Below are 15,947 nucleotides of genomic sequence, written 5' to 3' on the forward strand. Positions count from 1 at the left end.
CCTTATGTTAACATCTTCGTTTTTCGATGTCAACTAAGTTTTTCAATTTCTTTTTTGTCGTTTTCTGCGTTTCTGCATCAGCGACGGTTATTAATTTATCATATAATAACCATTAACGTCAACACTTTTTAATAAAAAGTTCTTTTCCTTACATAACGCATACATTCTTCTGCATTAGCGACTCTTCGAAACAAACAAAAAATGATTTTATATCTTTCTTCCATCGCCTTTTTTACAACGTCATGAATACGTTCATCTTCAAAATCAAATAAAAGTTCTTCTAACTCTCTCTTCAATATGTATTCCATTTCTTTTTTCTCTTCTTTCGTTAACATAAACCCAAGCAAATCATCACCTCAATCATTTCTTACAAAGCAATAAACGTTCCGCTCATTTTCCCTTATCAAAATCCTATCATTCATTATATCCACTGCTTACGATATTAATCCTTTGTTCTCTTTTTAATATATAAAGCATATATGTAACTGAAAAGGATTGGACAAAGGGGCGTAATATTATGTTTTTCTTTTTTATTACGAGTAAACGAGCTTTTAAACACATTAGCTTAATAGTGATACTTTCCTTATTTACAGCATGGCTTCTCTTTTTGAAAACATATTCACATGAATCTGCTTTTTCAACTGCGACAGGACCTAAAGTTATTTACAAAGGAGACACCTCTAAAAAACAAGTTGCATTCACGTTTGATATTAGTTGGGGAGACAAAAAAGCAATTCCAATCCTTGATACACTTAAAGAAAGAGACATTAAGAATGCAACCTTCTTCCTTTCTGCTGCATGGGCAGAAAGACACCCTGATGTTATTGAACGCATCATAAAAGATGGACATGAAATCGGTAGTATGGGTTATAATTACACGTCCTACACTTCTCTAGAGACAAATGAAATACGAAGAGATCTTTTACGAGCACAAGATGTTTTTACAAAACTCGGTGTGAAACAAGTCAAACTATTACGTCCACCTAGTGGAGACTTTAACAAAGCAACACTTAAAATAGCAGAATCACTCGGATACACCATCGTCCATTGGAGTAATAACTCAAACGACTGGAAAAACCCAGGTGTAAACAATATCGTTTCCAATGTCTCTACTAATTTAAAAGGTGGAGATATCGTCTTATTACATGCATCTGATTCTGCCCTCCAAACAAATAAAGCTTTACCACTGCTTCTGCAAAAATTAAAGAGTGACGGATATGAGCAAATATCGGTATCACAACTTATTTCTAACACAAGTACAAAAAGTGAAGATGTAAGGTAATTCTTTTCCCTCGTGCCTTCACACATAAAAAGCTCTACTACCTATCATTAAGGTAATAGAGCTTTTTTCATCCCGATATTTGCATTCGTACAACTACCCTCTGTATAAAAACCCAAAACCTCTCTTACTTAAGCCGACTTACTCGTCTTTCCAATTAAACGATGTAATATAAGTAACTGATATGCATTACATAATAAAAGTGGTATCACCATTAAATACAACCAATCTGTATCATTAATACGAAGCGCTGGTACCCACTCAAGAATTGTTACAACAACCATAAAGAACAAAGCGGGCACAAATGCCTTTCTATTTGTTTCTTTACTTTTTATGTAAGCAACAATCGCCCCAAACACAAATAACACACCAGCAACAAGTATGTTATTCCCTAACGAAACTTCCCCATTTGCAATCAATACGGATCTTAAGTACACGAAATCAAATAAAACGAATGCAATAAAGAAGAGCTGGACTGCATTCCATAAAGAAGGTGACCTGAACATCCCCAGTCCAAAACGATGGATTGTTAAATAGGCAAAGAACCCCATTTGACTTATAACACTAAAAATAAATCCTACACCCATCAACCAGAAGGAAACTGCTAAAATCTCCTTTCCGTCGAAATTTTGAAAAAATTTAGCGTACTTGTCCCACTCCAAAACAAACCCAATAATGACCGTGCTAATCCCACCAAGAAACAACGTCGTAAAAAATAGTCGTACCCACTTGCGGCTATTCACAACACATCCCCCATTATCCTTATATTTCTAATTAAATTGTATCAATGACAATTTCAAAAAGCTAGCCATGTTCATGTATAAATTCCTTAAAGATATTTATATTAAAAAGAGAGAACTGTGCTGAAAGGAGTTCCAACTTATGAAACGGATGCTGCTCGTTTTGACTTCTTCTTTTCTATTTCTTGTACTTGTAGCATGTGCACAAGAAAAAGAAGCAAAGTCCGAACTTGATTACGATCAAACAAAGAAAATGATTGTTGATATTTTAAAAACCGATCAAGGTAAGAAGGCTATTCAAGATGTATTAACTGATGAAAAAATGAAACAAGCACTCATACTAGATGAAACAGTAGTAAAGAAAACGATTGAAGATGCAATGGTATCCGACAAAGGGCAACAATTTTGGGAAAAGCTCTTTAAAGACCCTGAGTTCTCATCAAAGTTCGCTAAAAGTATGGGGAAAGAACAAACAACCTTAATGAAAACATTACTAAAAGACCCTGAATACCAAGCTGGCGTTATAGAAATTATGAAAAACCCAGAAGTAGAAAAAATGATGTTACAAACGATGAAGAGCAAAGAATACCGTCAATATTTACAACAAGTATTAACAGAAACTGCTGAAAGCCCACTCTTCCAAGCTAAGATGATTGACATTATTAGTAAAGGTGTAGAAAAAGCCGAAAAAAGTGGATCTGATAAAAAGGAAGCTGGCGGTGAAGGTGGTTCCCAAGACGGTAAAAAGGAACAGCAGTAAAAATAATGATTATAATAATGAGTGGACAATATATGTATTGTCCACTCGTTATTATTTTATTTTTGCGCAACAGCTATTTTATCAATCACTGTCTCAGCTATCGTGCGATAAATAAGGCCTGTCGTATGTGTATCTTCGTATACTGACGGCGCAAAGTCTTCTTTATTCCAATCAGGTTGTTGAAGCGGGATTCGGCCAAGTACTTCTGTTTGAAGTTCTGCAGCCAATTTATCTCCTCCACCTCTTCCAAACACATATTCTTTTTCACCAGTTGTTTTACTTTCAAAATACGCCATATTTTCAACAACGCCAAGAATGCTATGTTCTGTACGTAAAGCCATAGCTCCAGCACGCGCTGCTACAAATGCCGCTGTTGGATGTGGCGTTGTTACAATAATCTCTTTACAAGCCGGCAACATCGAATGCAAGTCTAGCGCAACATCACCTGTGCCCGGTGGTAAATCTAAAACTAAATAGTCTAAATCGCCCCATTCTACTTCTGTGAAGAAGTGATTTAACATTTTCCCAAGCATAGGTCCTCTCCAAATAACCGGTGCGTTATCCTCTACAAAGAATCCCATTGAGATTACCTTTACACCTAGACGCTCCACTGGAATAATTTTATCCCCTCTTACAACAGGACGTTTTTCTATCCCCATCATATCCGGTACGCTAAAACCATAAATATCGGCATCAATGATACCGACCTTTTTACCTAGACGAGCTAGAGCAATAGCAAGGTTAACAGAAACTGTTGATTTTCCGACTCCACCTTTTCCACTCGCTACTGCTAAAAATGTCGTTTTTGAATTTGGCGACAATAAAGATTCAGTTTGCTCTTCTTCCTGTTCCGGTGCAAACTGAGCTAATTCCTCTTCTGTAAATTCCGCAAAGCGAAGCCCTACTGTTGCTGCCCCTAGTTCTTTTACTAACTTTACAATTCCAGATTGCAATTGCATTTGTTCCGCTGTACCGGTTTTTACAATTGCAATTTTAACACTTACATGTTCCTTCTCAGGCTTGACTGTTACCTCTTTAATTGCCCCTGTTTCTTTTAACGTTTTATGTAAAAACGGATCTACAATCCCTTCTAACGCTTCCACTACTTGCTCTTTCGTTACCATAGTTAGCCCAGCCCCCTGTATGAAAAATAACGTAATGTTAATTAAATTTATCTCTCTTTATTTTTGAAATAAATGCGTTTACATTTCCAGTATAACATATTTTCGGAAAACTTCGTTAACGAGAGAAACTCAAAAAATCCTCCTTATTCTGGAGGATTTCCTTTTTCCGTGAAATAACGTAATATACCACGATATACTGCAGCCGCTACCTTTTGCTGATATTTCTCCGAATTTAACATATACCTTTCGTTTACATTCGATAAAAAGCCAGCTTCAATTAGAGCACCTGGTGTTTTCGCATACTTTAATAAATACACATGAGAAATTGTTTTAGCAGAACGATTCGTATTCTCTAAACTCGTTCTCAATTCAGCTTGTATAAATTTCGCAGCACGTTCATTTTCAACCGAAGAACGGTAGTAGAACGTTTGTGCGCCTTTCGATCCACTGCTAGTTAAAGCATTTAAATGAATGCTCGCAAAAAAGTCTACATCAGGTTTATTAATAATCTCTACACGCTTTTTTAAATCCTCTGCTTTACGTCTACTATATGATTTTGTATCTTTCTGAGCTAAATCATAATCTCCCTCACGTGTTAAAATAACTAGTGCACCTTGTTCTTGTAAATAATCTTGTACCTTCTTTGTAATCTCAAGCGTAATATCTTTTTCTATAATATCTTTTCCACCAACAGCCCCTCCGTCTGGCCCACCATGCCCAGCATCTAATACAATCACTTTCCCTGATAAGGGTAAATTCCAAGCTCGCCACGATTTTGTAATTTGAAATTCTTGTTTGACTAAAAAAAACAAAACAACCGCAGCGAGTGCAAAAGAGATAATTCGAATTCTCTTCATACCTTTCCTCCTCCAGCTAGTCCCTCTAATTACTTATATGGGACAAGAGGAAAGTTTATGCTTGTCTTAATGAAGCTTTAATCGATATCTTCTTTCACCTTTTTCATATCCTTCTTGCCACCATAAGCCAATAAACTGCTGACAAGATTCAAAAAGTAATTCCTCATCTTGTAACTTAATTTCCCGCATAGTCATGCTCGTTAAAAATTGGAATAATGTTTCCGTTAATTGTTGCTCTTCTTCTAAGGCTCTATATTTCACATCAAAGAATGATTCACCATAATAACCAAACTTACTGTATCTCGCTCCTAATAAATACGACTCTATCCCTAATTCAATACAGTAATCTTCATACTGACGATGAAGTTCCTGCATCTGAAAGGCATCCCTAATATTTGAACGTAATGTTTTTAATGATAATTCTCGCAGCATCTTCCGTTCATATTTCAACTGCTTTTCTTTTTGTTTTTCTTGTAAGCTGACAATGACATTCATAGTACTTATAAACCTCCCTAATACGTATTAGTCTAAACTTCTAAAGAAGAAGCATACGCGAGAGAATAGCACTAAAATATTCCAAACTACAAAATTACAAAAGAGGAATAAAACATAAAAAAACCCCAACCAAAATGGTTGGGGTTTGTAGTTCGCAAAAATTAACGTTTTGAGAACTGAGGTGCACGACGTGCGCCTTTAAGACCGTATTTTTTACGCTCTTTCATACGTGCGTCACGAGTTAATAGACCTGCACGTTTTAGTGTTAGACGGTATTCTGGATCAGCTTTTAATAAAGCGCGAGAAATACCGTGACGAATAGCACCAGCTTGACCAGTGTATCCACCACCATTTACGTTTACAAGTACATCGTAGTTACCTAAAGTTTCTGTTGCAACTAGAGGTTGTTTCACTACTTCACGTAATGCAGCAAATGGGATATAGTTTTCAAAATCACGACCGTTAATGATAACGCGTCCTTCGCCTGGAACTAGGCGTACGCGCGCTACTGAACTCTTACGACGTCCAGTGCCATAGTATTGAACCTGTGCCAAAGTAAGCCCTCCTTTAATTGATTATCCGCGAAGTTCGTAAACTTCTGGTTTTTGTGCTTGGTGTGGATGCTCTGCTCCAGCATACACGTTTAATTTCTTAGATACTTGACGTCCTAAACGTCCTTTTGGAAGCATCCCTTTAATTGCAAGCTCTAACATTTGTACAGGGTAGTTTGTACGCATTTCTAGAGCTGTTCTTTGCTTAAGTCCACCTGGGTGGTTAGTGTGACGGTAGTAAATTTTATCGTTTAATTTATTACCTGTTAAATGAATTTTCTCAGCGTTAATAATAATTACATGATCACCCGTGTCAACGTGTGGTGTAAATGTAGGTTTGTTTTTACCGCGTAAAATAGATGCTACTTCAGTAGATAGGCGACCTAAAGTTTGACCTTCAGCATCAACCACATACCATTTACGCTCAACTTCGTTAGCTTTTGCCATAAAAGTCGTACGCATGTGTTTCCCTCCTCGTTATCTTTTCCATAGAAAAAATCTATTGTTTATCTTAAACACGATTTCCTTCCGGGGCTAATCGTGGTTTTAGAAACAATACCATATGTTATGATATACTTTTGAGTTTCTAATGTCAAGCAAATGTTACACCAGGATTAGTTGTTATAGTTTACCTGCCATAAGTAAAGTCCATGACCTGGAGCCATCTTTCCAGCAAACTGACGATTTTGTTTCGCTAAAATCTCTGGAATGCTATCAGGATCAAGCTTTCCTTGCCCTACGCTCAGTAACGTACCAACAATAATTCTGACCATATTATATAAAAATCCATTACCTACAAAACGAAAAATTAATTCATCGCCTTGCTCAATTAACTCAATTTCATAAATCGTTCGCACTTTATCTTTTTTGTCAGTTTTTGCCGAACAAAAAGAAGTGAAATCATGCGTTCCAATAAAATAAGGAATCGCTTTTCTTATAGAGCTTATTTCGAGCGGATATGGATATTGATATACGTAATTTCTACGGAATACATCCGCAGTCTTTGATAATAATACACGATAACGATATTCTTTTCTCTCGACACCGTAACGCGCATGAAATTCTTCTGTTTTTTTCTCTACCTGTCTGATAACAATATCATCTGGCAACATTGTGTTTAATGCATTACTCCATTGCCACTCTTCAAGAGACAACGGTGTATCAAAGTGTATGACTTGTCCTTTGGCGTGAACGGTAGAATCCGTTCTGCCCGATGCCTGAACACGAACAAGTTCTCCTTTATGCAATTTCTGCAAAGCTTTCTCAATCTCTTGTTGAACAGTACGATGCTGCGGCTGAATTTGATAACCACAAAAATGCATGCCATCATATGCAACCGTACATTTTATTCTATCCATTTCTCTATTCTCCATTACGATCGCACCCATGCCAAAATACAAGCTAAACAAAGTAAGCTTATAATCGTTACTGTATCGCTTGTTTTCCAGCGTAGTTGCCTAAATTTAGTACGTCCTTCGCCATTTTGATACCCACGTGCTTCCATAGCAATCGCTAAGTCCTCAGCACGCTTAAAAGCACTGATAAATAGAGGAACGAGTAGTGAGATAATAGCTTTCATCCTATCTTTTATCGGTCCTCCTGCGAAATCAATACCACGTGAAGCTTGTGCCTTCATTATTTTACTCGTTTCATCCATTAATGTCGGAATAAAACGAAGAGAAATTGACATCATTAATGCGATTTCATGAACAGGAACTTTTATACGTTTCAACGGCTTTAATAACGTCTCCAAACCATCTGTAATCTCAATAGGTGTCGTCGTTAACGTTAATAATGTCGTCATTAAAATAATAACGAAGAATCGTATAGAAATGTATATCCCTTGCTCTAATCCTTTTTCATGTATCGAAAACCAACCAAGCTGGAATAGTACTTCCCCTTCTTTATTTGTAAAAATATGCAGGAAAAATGTAAAAAGAAAAATCCATAGAATTGGTTTTAAGCCCGAAAGTACATAACGAATCGGCACTTTTGCAAAAAATAAAGCAATGAGTGCATATAAAAATAAAAATCCATATGAAATCGCATTATTTGCTAAGAAAACAACAAATACATATAAAAAGACAATCAGCAGCTTCGTACGTGGGTCGAGTTGATGAATAAGAGACTTCCCTGGAATATATCTTCCAATAATCAACTGCTGCATGATTCATGACCACCTTTTCGTAACACCTGCACAACTTCATGAGTAAGATCCTCTAAAGATAAGGTAGCCTTTGGGATTGAAATGCCAAACTTCTCTTCAATTGCACGTTTATACTTTAAAGACATAGGAAGATCCACGCCAATTTTCTCTAGTTCATCAGCATGTGAAAATACTTCCTCTGCACTTCCTTGCAAAAAGACCGTTCCTTTATGCATGACTACAATCTGCTCCGCATACTTAGCAGCATCCTCCATATTATGTGTTACTAGGATAACTGTAAGACCTTTTTCCTTATGCAGCTTATAAAACATCTCCATAAGTTCATTCTGCCCTTTTGGATCTAGTCCTGCTGTAGGTTCATCTAATACAAGCACTTCGGGTTCCATCGCCAATACACCCGCTATCGCAACACGCCTCATTTGCCCACCACTTAACTCAAACGGTGAACGTGTTAACAGTTCCGGCTCTAACCCTACAAGTTCAATTGCCTCTCTTGCCTTTTGCTTCGCTTCTTCTACAGATACCCCAAAATTAGTAGGGCCGAAACAAATATCTTTCTCCACAGTCTCTTCAAACAACTGATGTTCTGGGAATTGAAAGACAACCCCTACCTTTTTACGTAGTGGCTTTAGCTTTTTTTCTTTCTTTCCTGCCGAAATGAAATGTTCACCAATTTGAACTGTGCCATTCGTCGGCTGCAATAAACCATTTAAATGTTGAATCATCGTCGACTTACCTGAACCAGTATGACCGATAATGGCATAATAGCCCCCACTTGGAAACGACACGTCTACATCATAAAGTGCGCGTCTTTCAAATGGAGTTTTATATTGATAACGATGTTCTACTTTTTGGAATGTAATCTCCAAAGTTCGTTCACCAAGCTTTCCATTGTAAGATGCGTATTTTGCAAGAGAATTTCATTTCTTTTTAATAATTCTGCTATTTTCACTGAAAAGGGTACATCTAATCCAATTTCTTGGAGCATATGAGAGGACTTGAAGATTTGCTTTGGAGTCCCTTCCTCTAATATTTCTCCCTTATTTAAAATAATGACACGGTCTGATTGTGCCGCTTCTTCTAAATCGTGCGTAATTGATAACACGGTAATACCTTTTTGATTAACAAGTTGTCTAACCGTTTCTACTACTTCACGTCTCCCTTGAGGATCTAGCATTGACGTTGCTTCATCTAATATCAAAATAGATGGCTGAAGTGCTAAAACGCCTGCTATTGCCACTCGCTGCTTTTGCCCACCAGATAACGAATGAGGTTCATCATTAAGAAAATCTTCCATACGGACAAGTTTGAGGGCCTGATCTAATCTTTCTACCATTTTCTCTCTTGGCATTCCGATATTCTCTAAGCCAAAGACAACGTCGTCTTGCACTGTCGTTCCAACAAATTGATTATCTGGATTTTGAAATACCATACCAATTTGTTTTCGAACATCCCATACCGTTTCCTCAGATAAAACCATTGTATCATTTACTGTAATAGTCCCTGTTTCCGGCAAAAACAAACCATTCAATAATTTTGCAAGTGTAGACTTCCCTGAACCGTTTTGTCCAATAACAGATACCCATTCTCCCTCATACAAGGAAAATGAAACATCTTTTAATGCATAAGTGGCTGCCCCAGGATATTGAAATGATATATTTTCTGTCCGAAGTTTCTCTTTTTTCAATACAAGGCACCCTTTCCTTCGCCAAGTTAGCCTATTTTTATATTTAAAAAAAAGGGCCATGACCAGTTTCTTGAAAAGAACTGTCCTGCCCTTTTAATTATCATTATACTAACTCGATAATTACCATTGGTGCTGCGTCTCCGCGACGTGGACCAATTTTTGCAATACGAGTGTATCCGCCTTGGCGCTCAGCATAGCGTGGAGCTACATCAGCGAATAATTTTTGAAGTGCATCTTGACCAGTCTCAGCGTTAGCTACTTCATTGCGAATGAAAGCTGCTGCTTGACGACGAGCGTGAAGATCTCCGCGTTTACCTAAAGTGATCATTTTTTCCACTACAGAACGAAGTTCTTTTGCACGAGTTTCTGTCGTTTGGATGCGCTCGTTGATAATTAAATCAGTAGCTAAATCACGTAACATAGCTTTACGTTGCGCACTTGTACGGCCTAATTTTCTGTATGCCATTCGTAGTTCCCTCCTTTGTTGATGGGTTTAAATCCTCAGTCGTCTTTACGTAAACCTAAACCTAATTCCTCAAGTTTATGTTTAACTTCTTCTAAGGATTTACGTCCTAAGTTACGAACTTTCATCATATCTTCTTCTGTTTTGTTCGCAAGCTCTTGTACAGTATTAATTCCTGCACGTTTTAGGCAATTATAAGAACGAACAGAAAGATCTAGTTCTTCGATAGTCATCTCAAGAACTTTCTCTTTTTGATCTTCTTCCTTCTCGACCATAATCTCAGCATTTTGTGCTTCATCAGTTAAACCAACAAAGATATTTAAATGCTCAGTTAAGATTTTGGCACCTAAAGAGATAGCTTCTTTTGGCCCGATGCTTCCATCCGTCCATACATCAAGCGTAAGCTTATCATAATTAGCCACTTGTCCGACACGTGTCTTTTCCACTTGGTAAGTCACACGTGATACTGGAGTATAAATAGAATCAATAGGAATTACTCCTATTGGTTGATCTTCGCTTTTATTTGCATCAGCTGGCGTATACCCACGGCCACGCTTTGCAGTTAAACGCATGCGGAAATGCGCATTTTTTGCTAACGTTGCAATGTGTAAATCTGGATTTAAGATTTCTACATCACTATCATGAGTAATATCAGCAGCTGTGACAATACCTTCGCCCTGCACATCAATTTCCAACGTCTTCTCTTCTTCAGAGTAGATTTTAAGAGCTAACTTTTTCAAGTTTAAGATGATCGTCGTAACGTCTTCTACTACGCCCTCAACTGTTGAAAATTCATGTAATACGCCATCGATTTGGATAGCAGTAACAGCGGCACCAGGGAGTGAGGATAAAAGAATACGACGTAAGGAGTTACCCAAAGTAGTACCATATCCACGCTCAAGCGGTTCAATTACGAATTTACCATATTTAGCATCTTCGTTAAGTTCAACCGTTTCGATTTTCGGCTTTTCGATTTCAATCATTAACTAAACCCTCCTTCAAAACGTCGAAACCCCGGTTAAACAAAGGGATACCCCCTGTCTAACCGAAAGTCCCCCTTAGGCAGTTCCCGATTGTGCACAACAAGCGATGTTTCTGTACGAAATTTCTCGATAATGCATCATATCCATTATAGACAAAAGGGAAAATTCTATACAGAAAAATTACACACGACGACGTTTTGGTGGACGACATCCATTATGAGGAACTGGAGTAACATCTCTAATTGCTGTTACTTCTAGACCTGCAGCTTGAAGAGCACGAATTGCAGCTTCACGACCAGCACCAGGACCTTTAACAGTAACCTCTAAAGTTTTTAAACCGTGCTCCATTGCAACTTTAGCAGCAGCTTCAGCAGCCATTTGCGCAGCGAATGGAGTAGACTTACGAGATCCACGGAAACCAAGTGCACCAGCACTAGACCAAGAAAGTGCGTTACCATGAGTATCTGTAAGTGTTACGATTGTGTTGTTGAAAGTAGAACGAATATGAGCTATACCAGCTTCAATATTCTTTTTCACACGTTTTTTACGAGTGTTTGTTTTACGTGCCATTGTTAGTTCAACCTCCTTTACTTATTATTTCTTTTTATTTGCTACTGTACGACGTGGACCTTTACGTGTACGAGCATTGTTTTTAGAGTTTTGACCACGAACTGGTAAACCACGACGGTGACGAAGACCACGGTAAGAACCGATCTCCATTAGACGTTTAATGTTAAGAGATACTTCACGACGAAGGTCTCCCTCAACTTTAATACGATCGATGATATCACGGATACGTCCTAGTTCGTCTTCCGTTAAATCACGAACTCGTGTTTCTGAAGAAATACCAGCTTCAGTTAGAATTTTTTCAGCAGTTGTGCGACCAATGCCGAATACGTAAGTTAAAGAAATAACAACGCGTTTGTCTCGAGGAATATCTACACCTGCGATACGTGCCATTCTGAATGCACCTCCTTCTGATTAACCTTGTTTTTGTTTATGTTTAGGGTTTTCACAAATAACCATTACTTTTCCACGTCTACGAATAACTTTACATTTTTCGCAGATTGGTTTAACTGACGGTCTTACTTTCATGTCTCGAACCTCCTTAAAGATTACGGAGTGCTATATTATTTAAAACGGTACGTAATACGACCACGATTTAAATCGTACGGAGATAATTCTACCGTAACTTTGTCTCCTGGTAAAATACGAATGAAGTTCATACGGATTTTACCAGAAACGTGAGCCAATACGACATGCCCATTCTCTAATTCTACTTTGAACATAGCATTTGGCAACGTTTCAAGAACGGTACCTTCGACTTCAATTACATCATCTTTAGCCATTCAATAGTTCTCCCTTCTTCAAATCAGTAACATTTTACACTGCTCTGAAATCCCGGAGAGCCAGCTACTTATAAAGTGGTAAGGATTTCGTATCCTGCTTCTGTAAGAGCAATCGTGTGCTCAAAGTGTGCACACCATTTACCATCTACCGTTACCACTGTCCAGTCATCAGATAGTGTTTTTACATATCGTCTTCCTTGATTCACCATCGGCTCAACACAGATGACCATTCCCGGCTTTAATCTAGGGCCTCTATTTGGTGGACCATAGTGCGGGATTTGAGGGTCCTCATGTAAGTCTTGCCCGATTCCGTGACCAACATACTCCCTAACGATCGAGAACCCATTCTCTTCAGCATGGGTTTGAACCGCATGTGAGATATTTGATAATCTTTCGCCTGGTTTTACTTGTTCTAGACCAAGATACAACGATTTTTCTGTGACATCAAGTAGCTTTTGAACAGATTCAGAAATGTTTCCAACTGGATACGTCCATGCAGAATCTCCATGGTACCCATTGTATTTCGCACCAATATCGATACTGATGATATCGCCCTCTTCGAGCTTGCGCTTCCCTGGAATTCCGTGTACAAGCTCTTCATTTACAGAAGCACATATGCTCCCCGGAAATCCGTTGTATCCTTTAAAAGATGGCGTAGCACCATATTTTCGAATCGTCTTTTCCGCTATTTGATCGAGCTCTTTCGTTGTAATTCCTGGAGTAATATGCTGTTTCAACTCTTGATGAGTTAAAGCAACGATCCTGCCAGCTTCTCGCATGATTTCTATCTCGCGAGGAGTTTTGCAGATGATCATTACGCTAAGCCTCCGATGAGAACATCGATATCAGCAAATACTTTATTGATATCTTGCTCACCATTAATGCTTTGTAAGTAACCAAGCTCTTCGTAGAAATCAAGCAAAGGTTTTGTTTGCTTAATATTTACATCTAAACGATTTGCCACAGTTTCTTCATTGTCATCAGAGCGTTGATATAATTCGCCACCACATTTATCGCACACATCAGCTTTTGCTGGCGGATTGAATTCTAAGTGGTAAGTCGCACCGCACTCTTTACAAATACGACGGCCTGTAAGGCGTGTTAATAACAACCCTGAATCCACATTAATGTTTAAAACATAGTCGATTTTTTTACCAAGATCTTTCATAATCTCTTCAAGAGCTGATGCTTGTGCAACAGTTCGTGGGAAACCGTCTAGTAAGAAACCTCTTACGCAGTCTTCCTGACTTAAACGTTCACGAACGATTCCGATTGTAACTTCATCTGGAACAAGTGCACCTTTATCAATAAAAGATTTTGCTTGTAGACCCATTTCAGTTTCAGCCTTCATAGCTGCACGGAACATATCTCCTGTTGAAATGTGAGGGATGTTATACTTGGCAACAATCTGTTCGGCTTGTGTACCTTTACCAGCACCAGGAAGCCCCATTAAAATTAAGTTCATCCTTGTTCCCCCTCAGAGTACATGAGCATGTAGGGAAGACGATTCTTCCCACTTACTCATTGCTTGATAAACCCTTTGTAATGGCGTTTTACCAGTTGGCTTTCTAGCTGCTTCATTGTTTCTAAAGCAACGCCGACAACGATTAACATACTCGTTCCACCAATCTGTGCAGATGGAGGAAGATTTCCCAATTTCGTAAAGATAACTGGTAAGATTGCAATCGCTGCTAGGAAAATTGATCCTACAAAGGTCAAACGATACAAGATTTTTGTTAGATATTGTTCCGTATTCTTACCCGGACGAATACCTGGAACATATCCACCTTGTTTGTTTAGATTCTCTGACATTTGCTCTGGATTAACCTGAACAAACGCATAGAAATATGTGAAGGCTACAATGAGCGCAACATATATGATCATTCCCACTGGGTGAGAATAGTTAAAGTTTGCAATGATCCACTGCGATACATCATGATTCGGGAAGAACTGTGCAATAGTTGGAGGCGTAATTAAGAATGAAACAGCAAAAATGACTGGAATAACACCCGCACTATTTACCTTAAGCGGTAAATGTGTGTTTTGTGCTCCAGCATGATTCCCATTCCCTCCTGTTACACGCTTCGCATATTGAATTGGGATCTTTCTAACAGCCTGTTGAATGAAAATAACACCAACAATAACCGCTAGCACAGCTAGTAAGATCAATGCAACTTTAACGATACTCATGAACAATTGATCTCCGATATTTTGAAACTGTTGTTGATACACTTGAGATATAACACTTGGGATCGCTGCGGCAATACCGCCAAAGATAAGGATGGAAATACCATTACCTACACCTTTAGCTGTAATCTGTTCACCTAACCACATTAAAAATGCAGTACCAGCAGTCAGTACCGTAGCAATGTATAAATAAGTGCTCCAACCAGGATTCAAAATTAATTGCCCACCTACCATACCGTTAAAACCGATTGACATACCAAACCCCTGAATAAACGCAAGAACAATTGTAAAATAACGCGTGAATTGCGTTAGTTTACGACGGCCCATTTCACCTTGCTTCGACCATTCCGAAAATTTAGGAACAACATCCATCTGCAATAATTGCACGATGATGGATGCTGTAATATACGGCATGATTCCCATCGCAAAGATGGAGAAGTTTTTCAAGGCGCCACCGCCAAATGTATTTAGGATACCTAAGGCATTTAATTGATCTTGTGCTTTCAGTACGTCTCCATTTGTAAATGGCACTGGGATAAACGTGCCAATCCTGAATACGATTAACATCGCTAAAGTGAATAATATTTTACGTCTTATCTCAGCAACGCGCATAAAGTTGGAGATTGTACGAAACATTAGATCACCTCAACTGATCCGCCAGCTGCTTCAATTGCTTCTTTAGCACTTGAAGAGAACTTGTGCGCTTTAACAGTTAATTTTTTCTCTACTGCGCCGCTTGCAAGAATTTTAACACCGTCGTTTAACTTGCTGATAACGCCAGTTTCCAGCAATAATTCAGGTGTTACTTCTGTACCATCTTCAAAACGATTTAACGTTGATAAGTTTACAATAGTAAACTCTTTACGGTTAATGTTTGTGAAGCCGCGTTTTGGTAAACGACGGAATAATGGAGTTTGACCACCTTCGAAGCCAAGACGAACACCGCCACCAGAACGTGCGTTTTGTCCTTTATGACCTTTACCAGCAGTTTTACCGTTACCAGAACCGATACCACGACCGACACGGTTACGTACTTTACGAGAACCTTCTGCAGGTTTTAATTCATGAAGTTTCATTCCCAGGCACCTCCTTATATTAATGAGTTATCCTTAAGCTTCTTTTACAGTTATAAGGTGAGAAACTTTGTTGATCATACCAAGAATAGCAGGAGTTTCTTCCTTAACTACAGTTGAATTCAACTTTTTAAGACCTAAAGCTTCTACCGTCGCACGTTGATCTTGTGGACGACCAATTACACTACGAGTGAGGGTAATTTCTAACTTTTTCGCCATTTGTTTTCCCTCC

At 38.4% G+C, this 15,947-nt stretch carries 24 protein-coding genes; 2 read left to right on the forward strand and 22 right to left on the reverse strand.

Going from position 1 to position 15,947, the window contains the following annotated elements:
* Nucleotides 1-128: 128 nt before the first annotated feature.
* Nucleotides 129-347 (reverse strand): hypothetical protein, encoded by a 219-nt coding sequence (locus tag DN393_RS30285; protein WP_000900298.1) that lies wholly within the window; start codon nt 345-347, stop codon nt 129-131.
* A 170-nt stretch (nt 348-517) separates the two neighbouring features.
* On the opposite strand from DN393_RS30285, the gene pdaB reads away from it, so the two are divergent.
* Nucleotides 518-1,282, forward strand: coding sequence for a polysaccharide deacetylase family sporulation protein PdaB (pdaB, locus tag DN393_RS30290; RefSeq protein WP_064475108.1), 765 nt, complete (start codon nt 518-520; stop codon nt 1,280-1,282).
* Nucleotides 1,283-1,410: 128 nt separating this feature from the next.
* Here the strand turns inward: pdaB and kbaA are convergent, their stop codons facing one another.
* Entirely contained in the window at nt 1,411-2,022 is a 612-nt protein-coding gene (kbaA, locus tag DN393_RS30295; protein ID WP_046958112.1) for a KinB signaling pathway activation protein KbaA, read from the reverse strand.
* A 139-nt stretch (nt 2,023-2,161) separates the two neighbouring features.
* On the opposite strand from kbaA, the gene gerD reads away from it, so the two are divergent.
* On the forward strand, nt 2,162-2,779 hold the full coding sequence (gerD, locus tag DN393_RS30300) for a spore germination protein GerD (protein ID WP_064475106.1): 618 nt from the start codon (nt 2,162-2,164) through the stop codon (nt 2,777-2,779).
* Nucleotides 2,780-2,835: 56 nt separating this feature from the next.
* Here the strand turns inward: gerD and DN393_RS30305 are convergent, their stop codons facing one another.
* From DN393_RS30305 to rpmD, 20 genes are all read right to left on the reverse strand, one after another.
* On the reverse strand, nt 2,836-3,903 hold the full coding sequence (locus DN393_RS30305) for an Mrp/NBP35 family ATP-binding protein (protein WP_064475105.1): 1,068 nt from the start codon (nt 3,901-3,903) through the stop codon (nt 2,836-2,838).
* Between the two features lie 143 nt (nt 3,904-4,046).
* Nucleotides 4,047-4,760 carry an N-acetylmuramoyl-L-alanine amidase CwlD gene (gene cwlD / locus DN393_RS30310; protein WP_000822446.1) on the reverse strand — a complete coding sequence of 238 codons (714 nt, stop codon included), beginning with the start codon at nt 4,758-4,760 and terminating at the stop codon, nt 4,047-4,049.
* Between the two features lie 66 nt (nt 4,761-4,826).
* The gene (locus DN393_RS30315) at nt 4,827-5,255 is read right to left on the reverse strand and encodes a YbaK family protein (protein WP_001101006.1); all 429 of its coding nucleotides are present in this window, start codon (nt 5,253-5,255) and stop codon (nt 4,827-4,829) included.
* 161 nt (nt 5,256-5,416) lie between these two features.
* The gene (gene rpsI / locus DN393_RS30320) at nt 5,417-5,809 is read right to left on the reverse strand and encodes a 30S ribosomal protein S9 (protein WP_000079986.1); all 393 of its coding nucleotides are present in this window, start codon (nt 5,807-5,809) and stop codon (nt 5,417-5,419) included.
* A 21-nt stretch (nt 5,810-5,830) separates the two neighbouring features.
* Nucleotides 5,831-6,268 (reverse strand): 50S ribosomal protein L13, encoded by a 438-nt coding sequence (gene rplM, locus DN393_RS30325; protein WP_001260795.1) that lies wholly within the window; start codon nt 6,266-6,268, stop codon nt 5,831-5,833.
* Nucleotides 6,269-6,420: 152 nt separating this feature from the next.
* Nucleotides 6,421-7,164 carry a tRNA pseudouridine(38-40) synthase TruA gene (gene truA, locus DN393_RS30330; protein ID WP_002096935.1) on the reverse strand — a complete coding sequence of 248 codons (744 nt, stop codon included), beginning with the start codon at nt 7,162-7,164 and terminating at the stop codon, nt 6,421-6,423.
* Between the two features lie 14 nt (nt 7,165-7,178).
* Nucleotides 7,179-7,973: an energy-coupling factor transporter transmembrane component T family protein gene (locus DN393_RS30335; protein WP_064475104.1), complete on the reverse strand. Its 795-nt coding sequence runs from the start codon at nt 7,971-7,973 to the stop codon at nt 7,179-7,181.
* Nucleotides 7,961-8,842: an energy-coupling factor ABC transporter ATP-binding protein gene (locus DN393_RS30340; RefSeq protein ID WP_000406519.1), complete on the reverse strand. Its 882-nt coding sequence runs from the start codon at nt 8,840-8,842 to the stop codon at nt 7,961-7,963. Before DN393_RS30340 ends, DN393_RS30335 begins: the two co-directional genes overlap by 13 nt.
* Complete coding sequence (locus tag DN393_RS30345) at nt 8,818-9,660, reverse strand: energy-coupling factor ABC transporter ATP-binding protein (protein ID WP_064475103.1); 843 nt, start codon at nt 9,658-9,660, stop codon at nt 8,818-8,820. Before DN393_RS30345 ends, DN393_RS30340 begins: the two co-directional genes overlap by 25 nt.
* Before the next feature lie 103 nt (nt 9,661-9,763).
* Nucleotides 9,764-10,126 (reverse strand): 50S ribosomal protein L17, encoded by a 363-nt coding sequence (gene rplQ, locus DN393_RS30350; protein ID WP_000331490.1) that lies wholly within the window; start codon nt 10,124-10,126, stop codon nt 9,764-9,766.
* A 35-nt stretch (nt 10,127-10,161) separates the two neighbouring features.
* Entirely contained in the window at nt 10,162-11,106 is a 945-nt protein-coding gene (locus tag DN393_RS30355) for a DNA-directed RNA polymerase subunit alpha (RefSeq protein ID WP_000569644.1), read from the reverse strand.
* Nucleotides 11,107-11,286: 180 nt separating this feature from the next.
* The gene (gene rpsK, locus DN393_RS30360) at nt 11,287-11,676 is read right to left on the reverse strand and encodes a 30S ribosomal protein S11 (RefSeq protein WP_000101797.1); all 390 of its coding nucleotides are present in this window, start codon (nt 11,674-11,676) and stop codon (nt 11,287-11,289) included.
* Between the two features lie 24 nt (nt 11,677-11,700).
* Nucleotides 11,701-12,066 (reverse strand): 30S ribosomal protein S13, encoded by a 366-nt coding sequence (rpsM, locus tag DN393_RS30365; RefSeq protein WP_000090790.1) that lies wholly within the window; start codon nt 12,064-12,066, stop codon nt 11,701-11,703.
* Between the two features lie 21 nt (nt 12,067-12,087).
* Entirely contained in the window at nt 12,088-12,201 is a 114-nt protein-coding gene (gene rpmJ, locus DN393_RS30370) for a 50S ribosomal protein L36 (protein WP_000868344.1), read from the reverse strand.
* A gap of 35 nt (nt 12,202-12,236) precedes the next feature.
* Nucleotides 12,237-12,455 (reverse strand): translation initiation factor IF-1, encoded by a 219-nt coding sequence (gene infA, locus DN393_RS30375; RefSeq protein WP_001029884.1) that lies wholly within the window; start codon nt 12,453-12,455, stop codon nt 12,237-12,239.
* Between the two features lie 68 nt (nt 12,456-12,523).
* A complete protein-coding gene (gene map / locus DN393_RS30380; protein ID WP_000582542.1) occupies nt 12,524-13,270 on the reverse strand; it encodes a type I methionyl aminopeptidase in 747 nt (248 codons plus the stop codon).
* Nucleotides 13,270-13,920: an adenylate kinase gene (locus tag DN393_RS30385; RefSeq protein WP_001048998.1), complete on the reverse strand. Its 651-nt coding sequence runs from the start codon at nt 13,918-13,920 to the stop codon at nt 13,270-13,272. Before DN393_RS30385 ends, map begins: the two co-directional genes overlap by 1 nt.
* 56 nt (nt 13,921-13,976) lie before the next feature.
* Nucleotides 13,977-15,278 (reverse strand): preprotein translocase subunit SecY, encoded by a 1,302-nt coding sequence (gene secY, locus DN393_RS30390; protein ID WP_000490119.1) that lies wholly within the window; start codon nt 15,276-15,278, stop codon nt 13,977-13,979.
* Entirely contained in the window at nt 15,278-15,718 is a 441-nt protein-coding gene (rplO, locus tag DN393_RS30395; protein ID WP_000766083.1) for a 50S ribosomal protein L15, read from the reverse strand. The genes secY and rplO overlap by 1 nt, the downstream gene beginning before the upstream one ends.
* A 33-nt stretch (nt 15,719-15,751) precedes the next feature.
* On the reverse strand, nt 15,752-15,934 hold the full coding sequence (rpmD, locus tag DN393_RS30400) for a 50S ribosomal protein L30 (RefSeq protein WP_001085231.1): 183 nt from the start codon (nt 15,932-15,934) through the stop codon (nt 15,752-15,754).
* Nucleotides 15,935-15,947: the final 13 nt, after the last annotated feature.

This window comes from Bacillus sp. BPN334, assembly GCF_008368885.1.
GTDB classification, from domain to species: Bacteria; Bacillota; Bacilli; order Bacillales; family Bacillaceae_G; genus Bacillus_A; species Bacillus_A wiedmannii.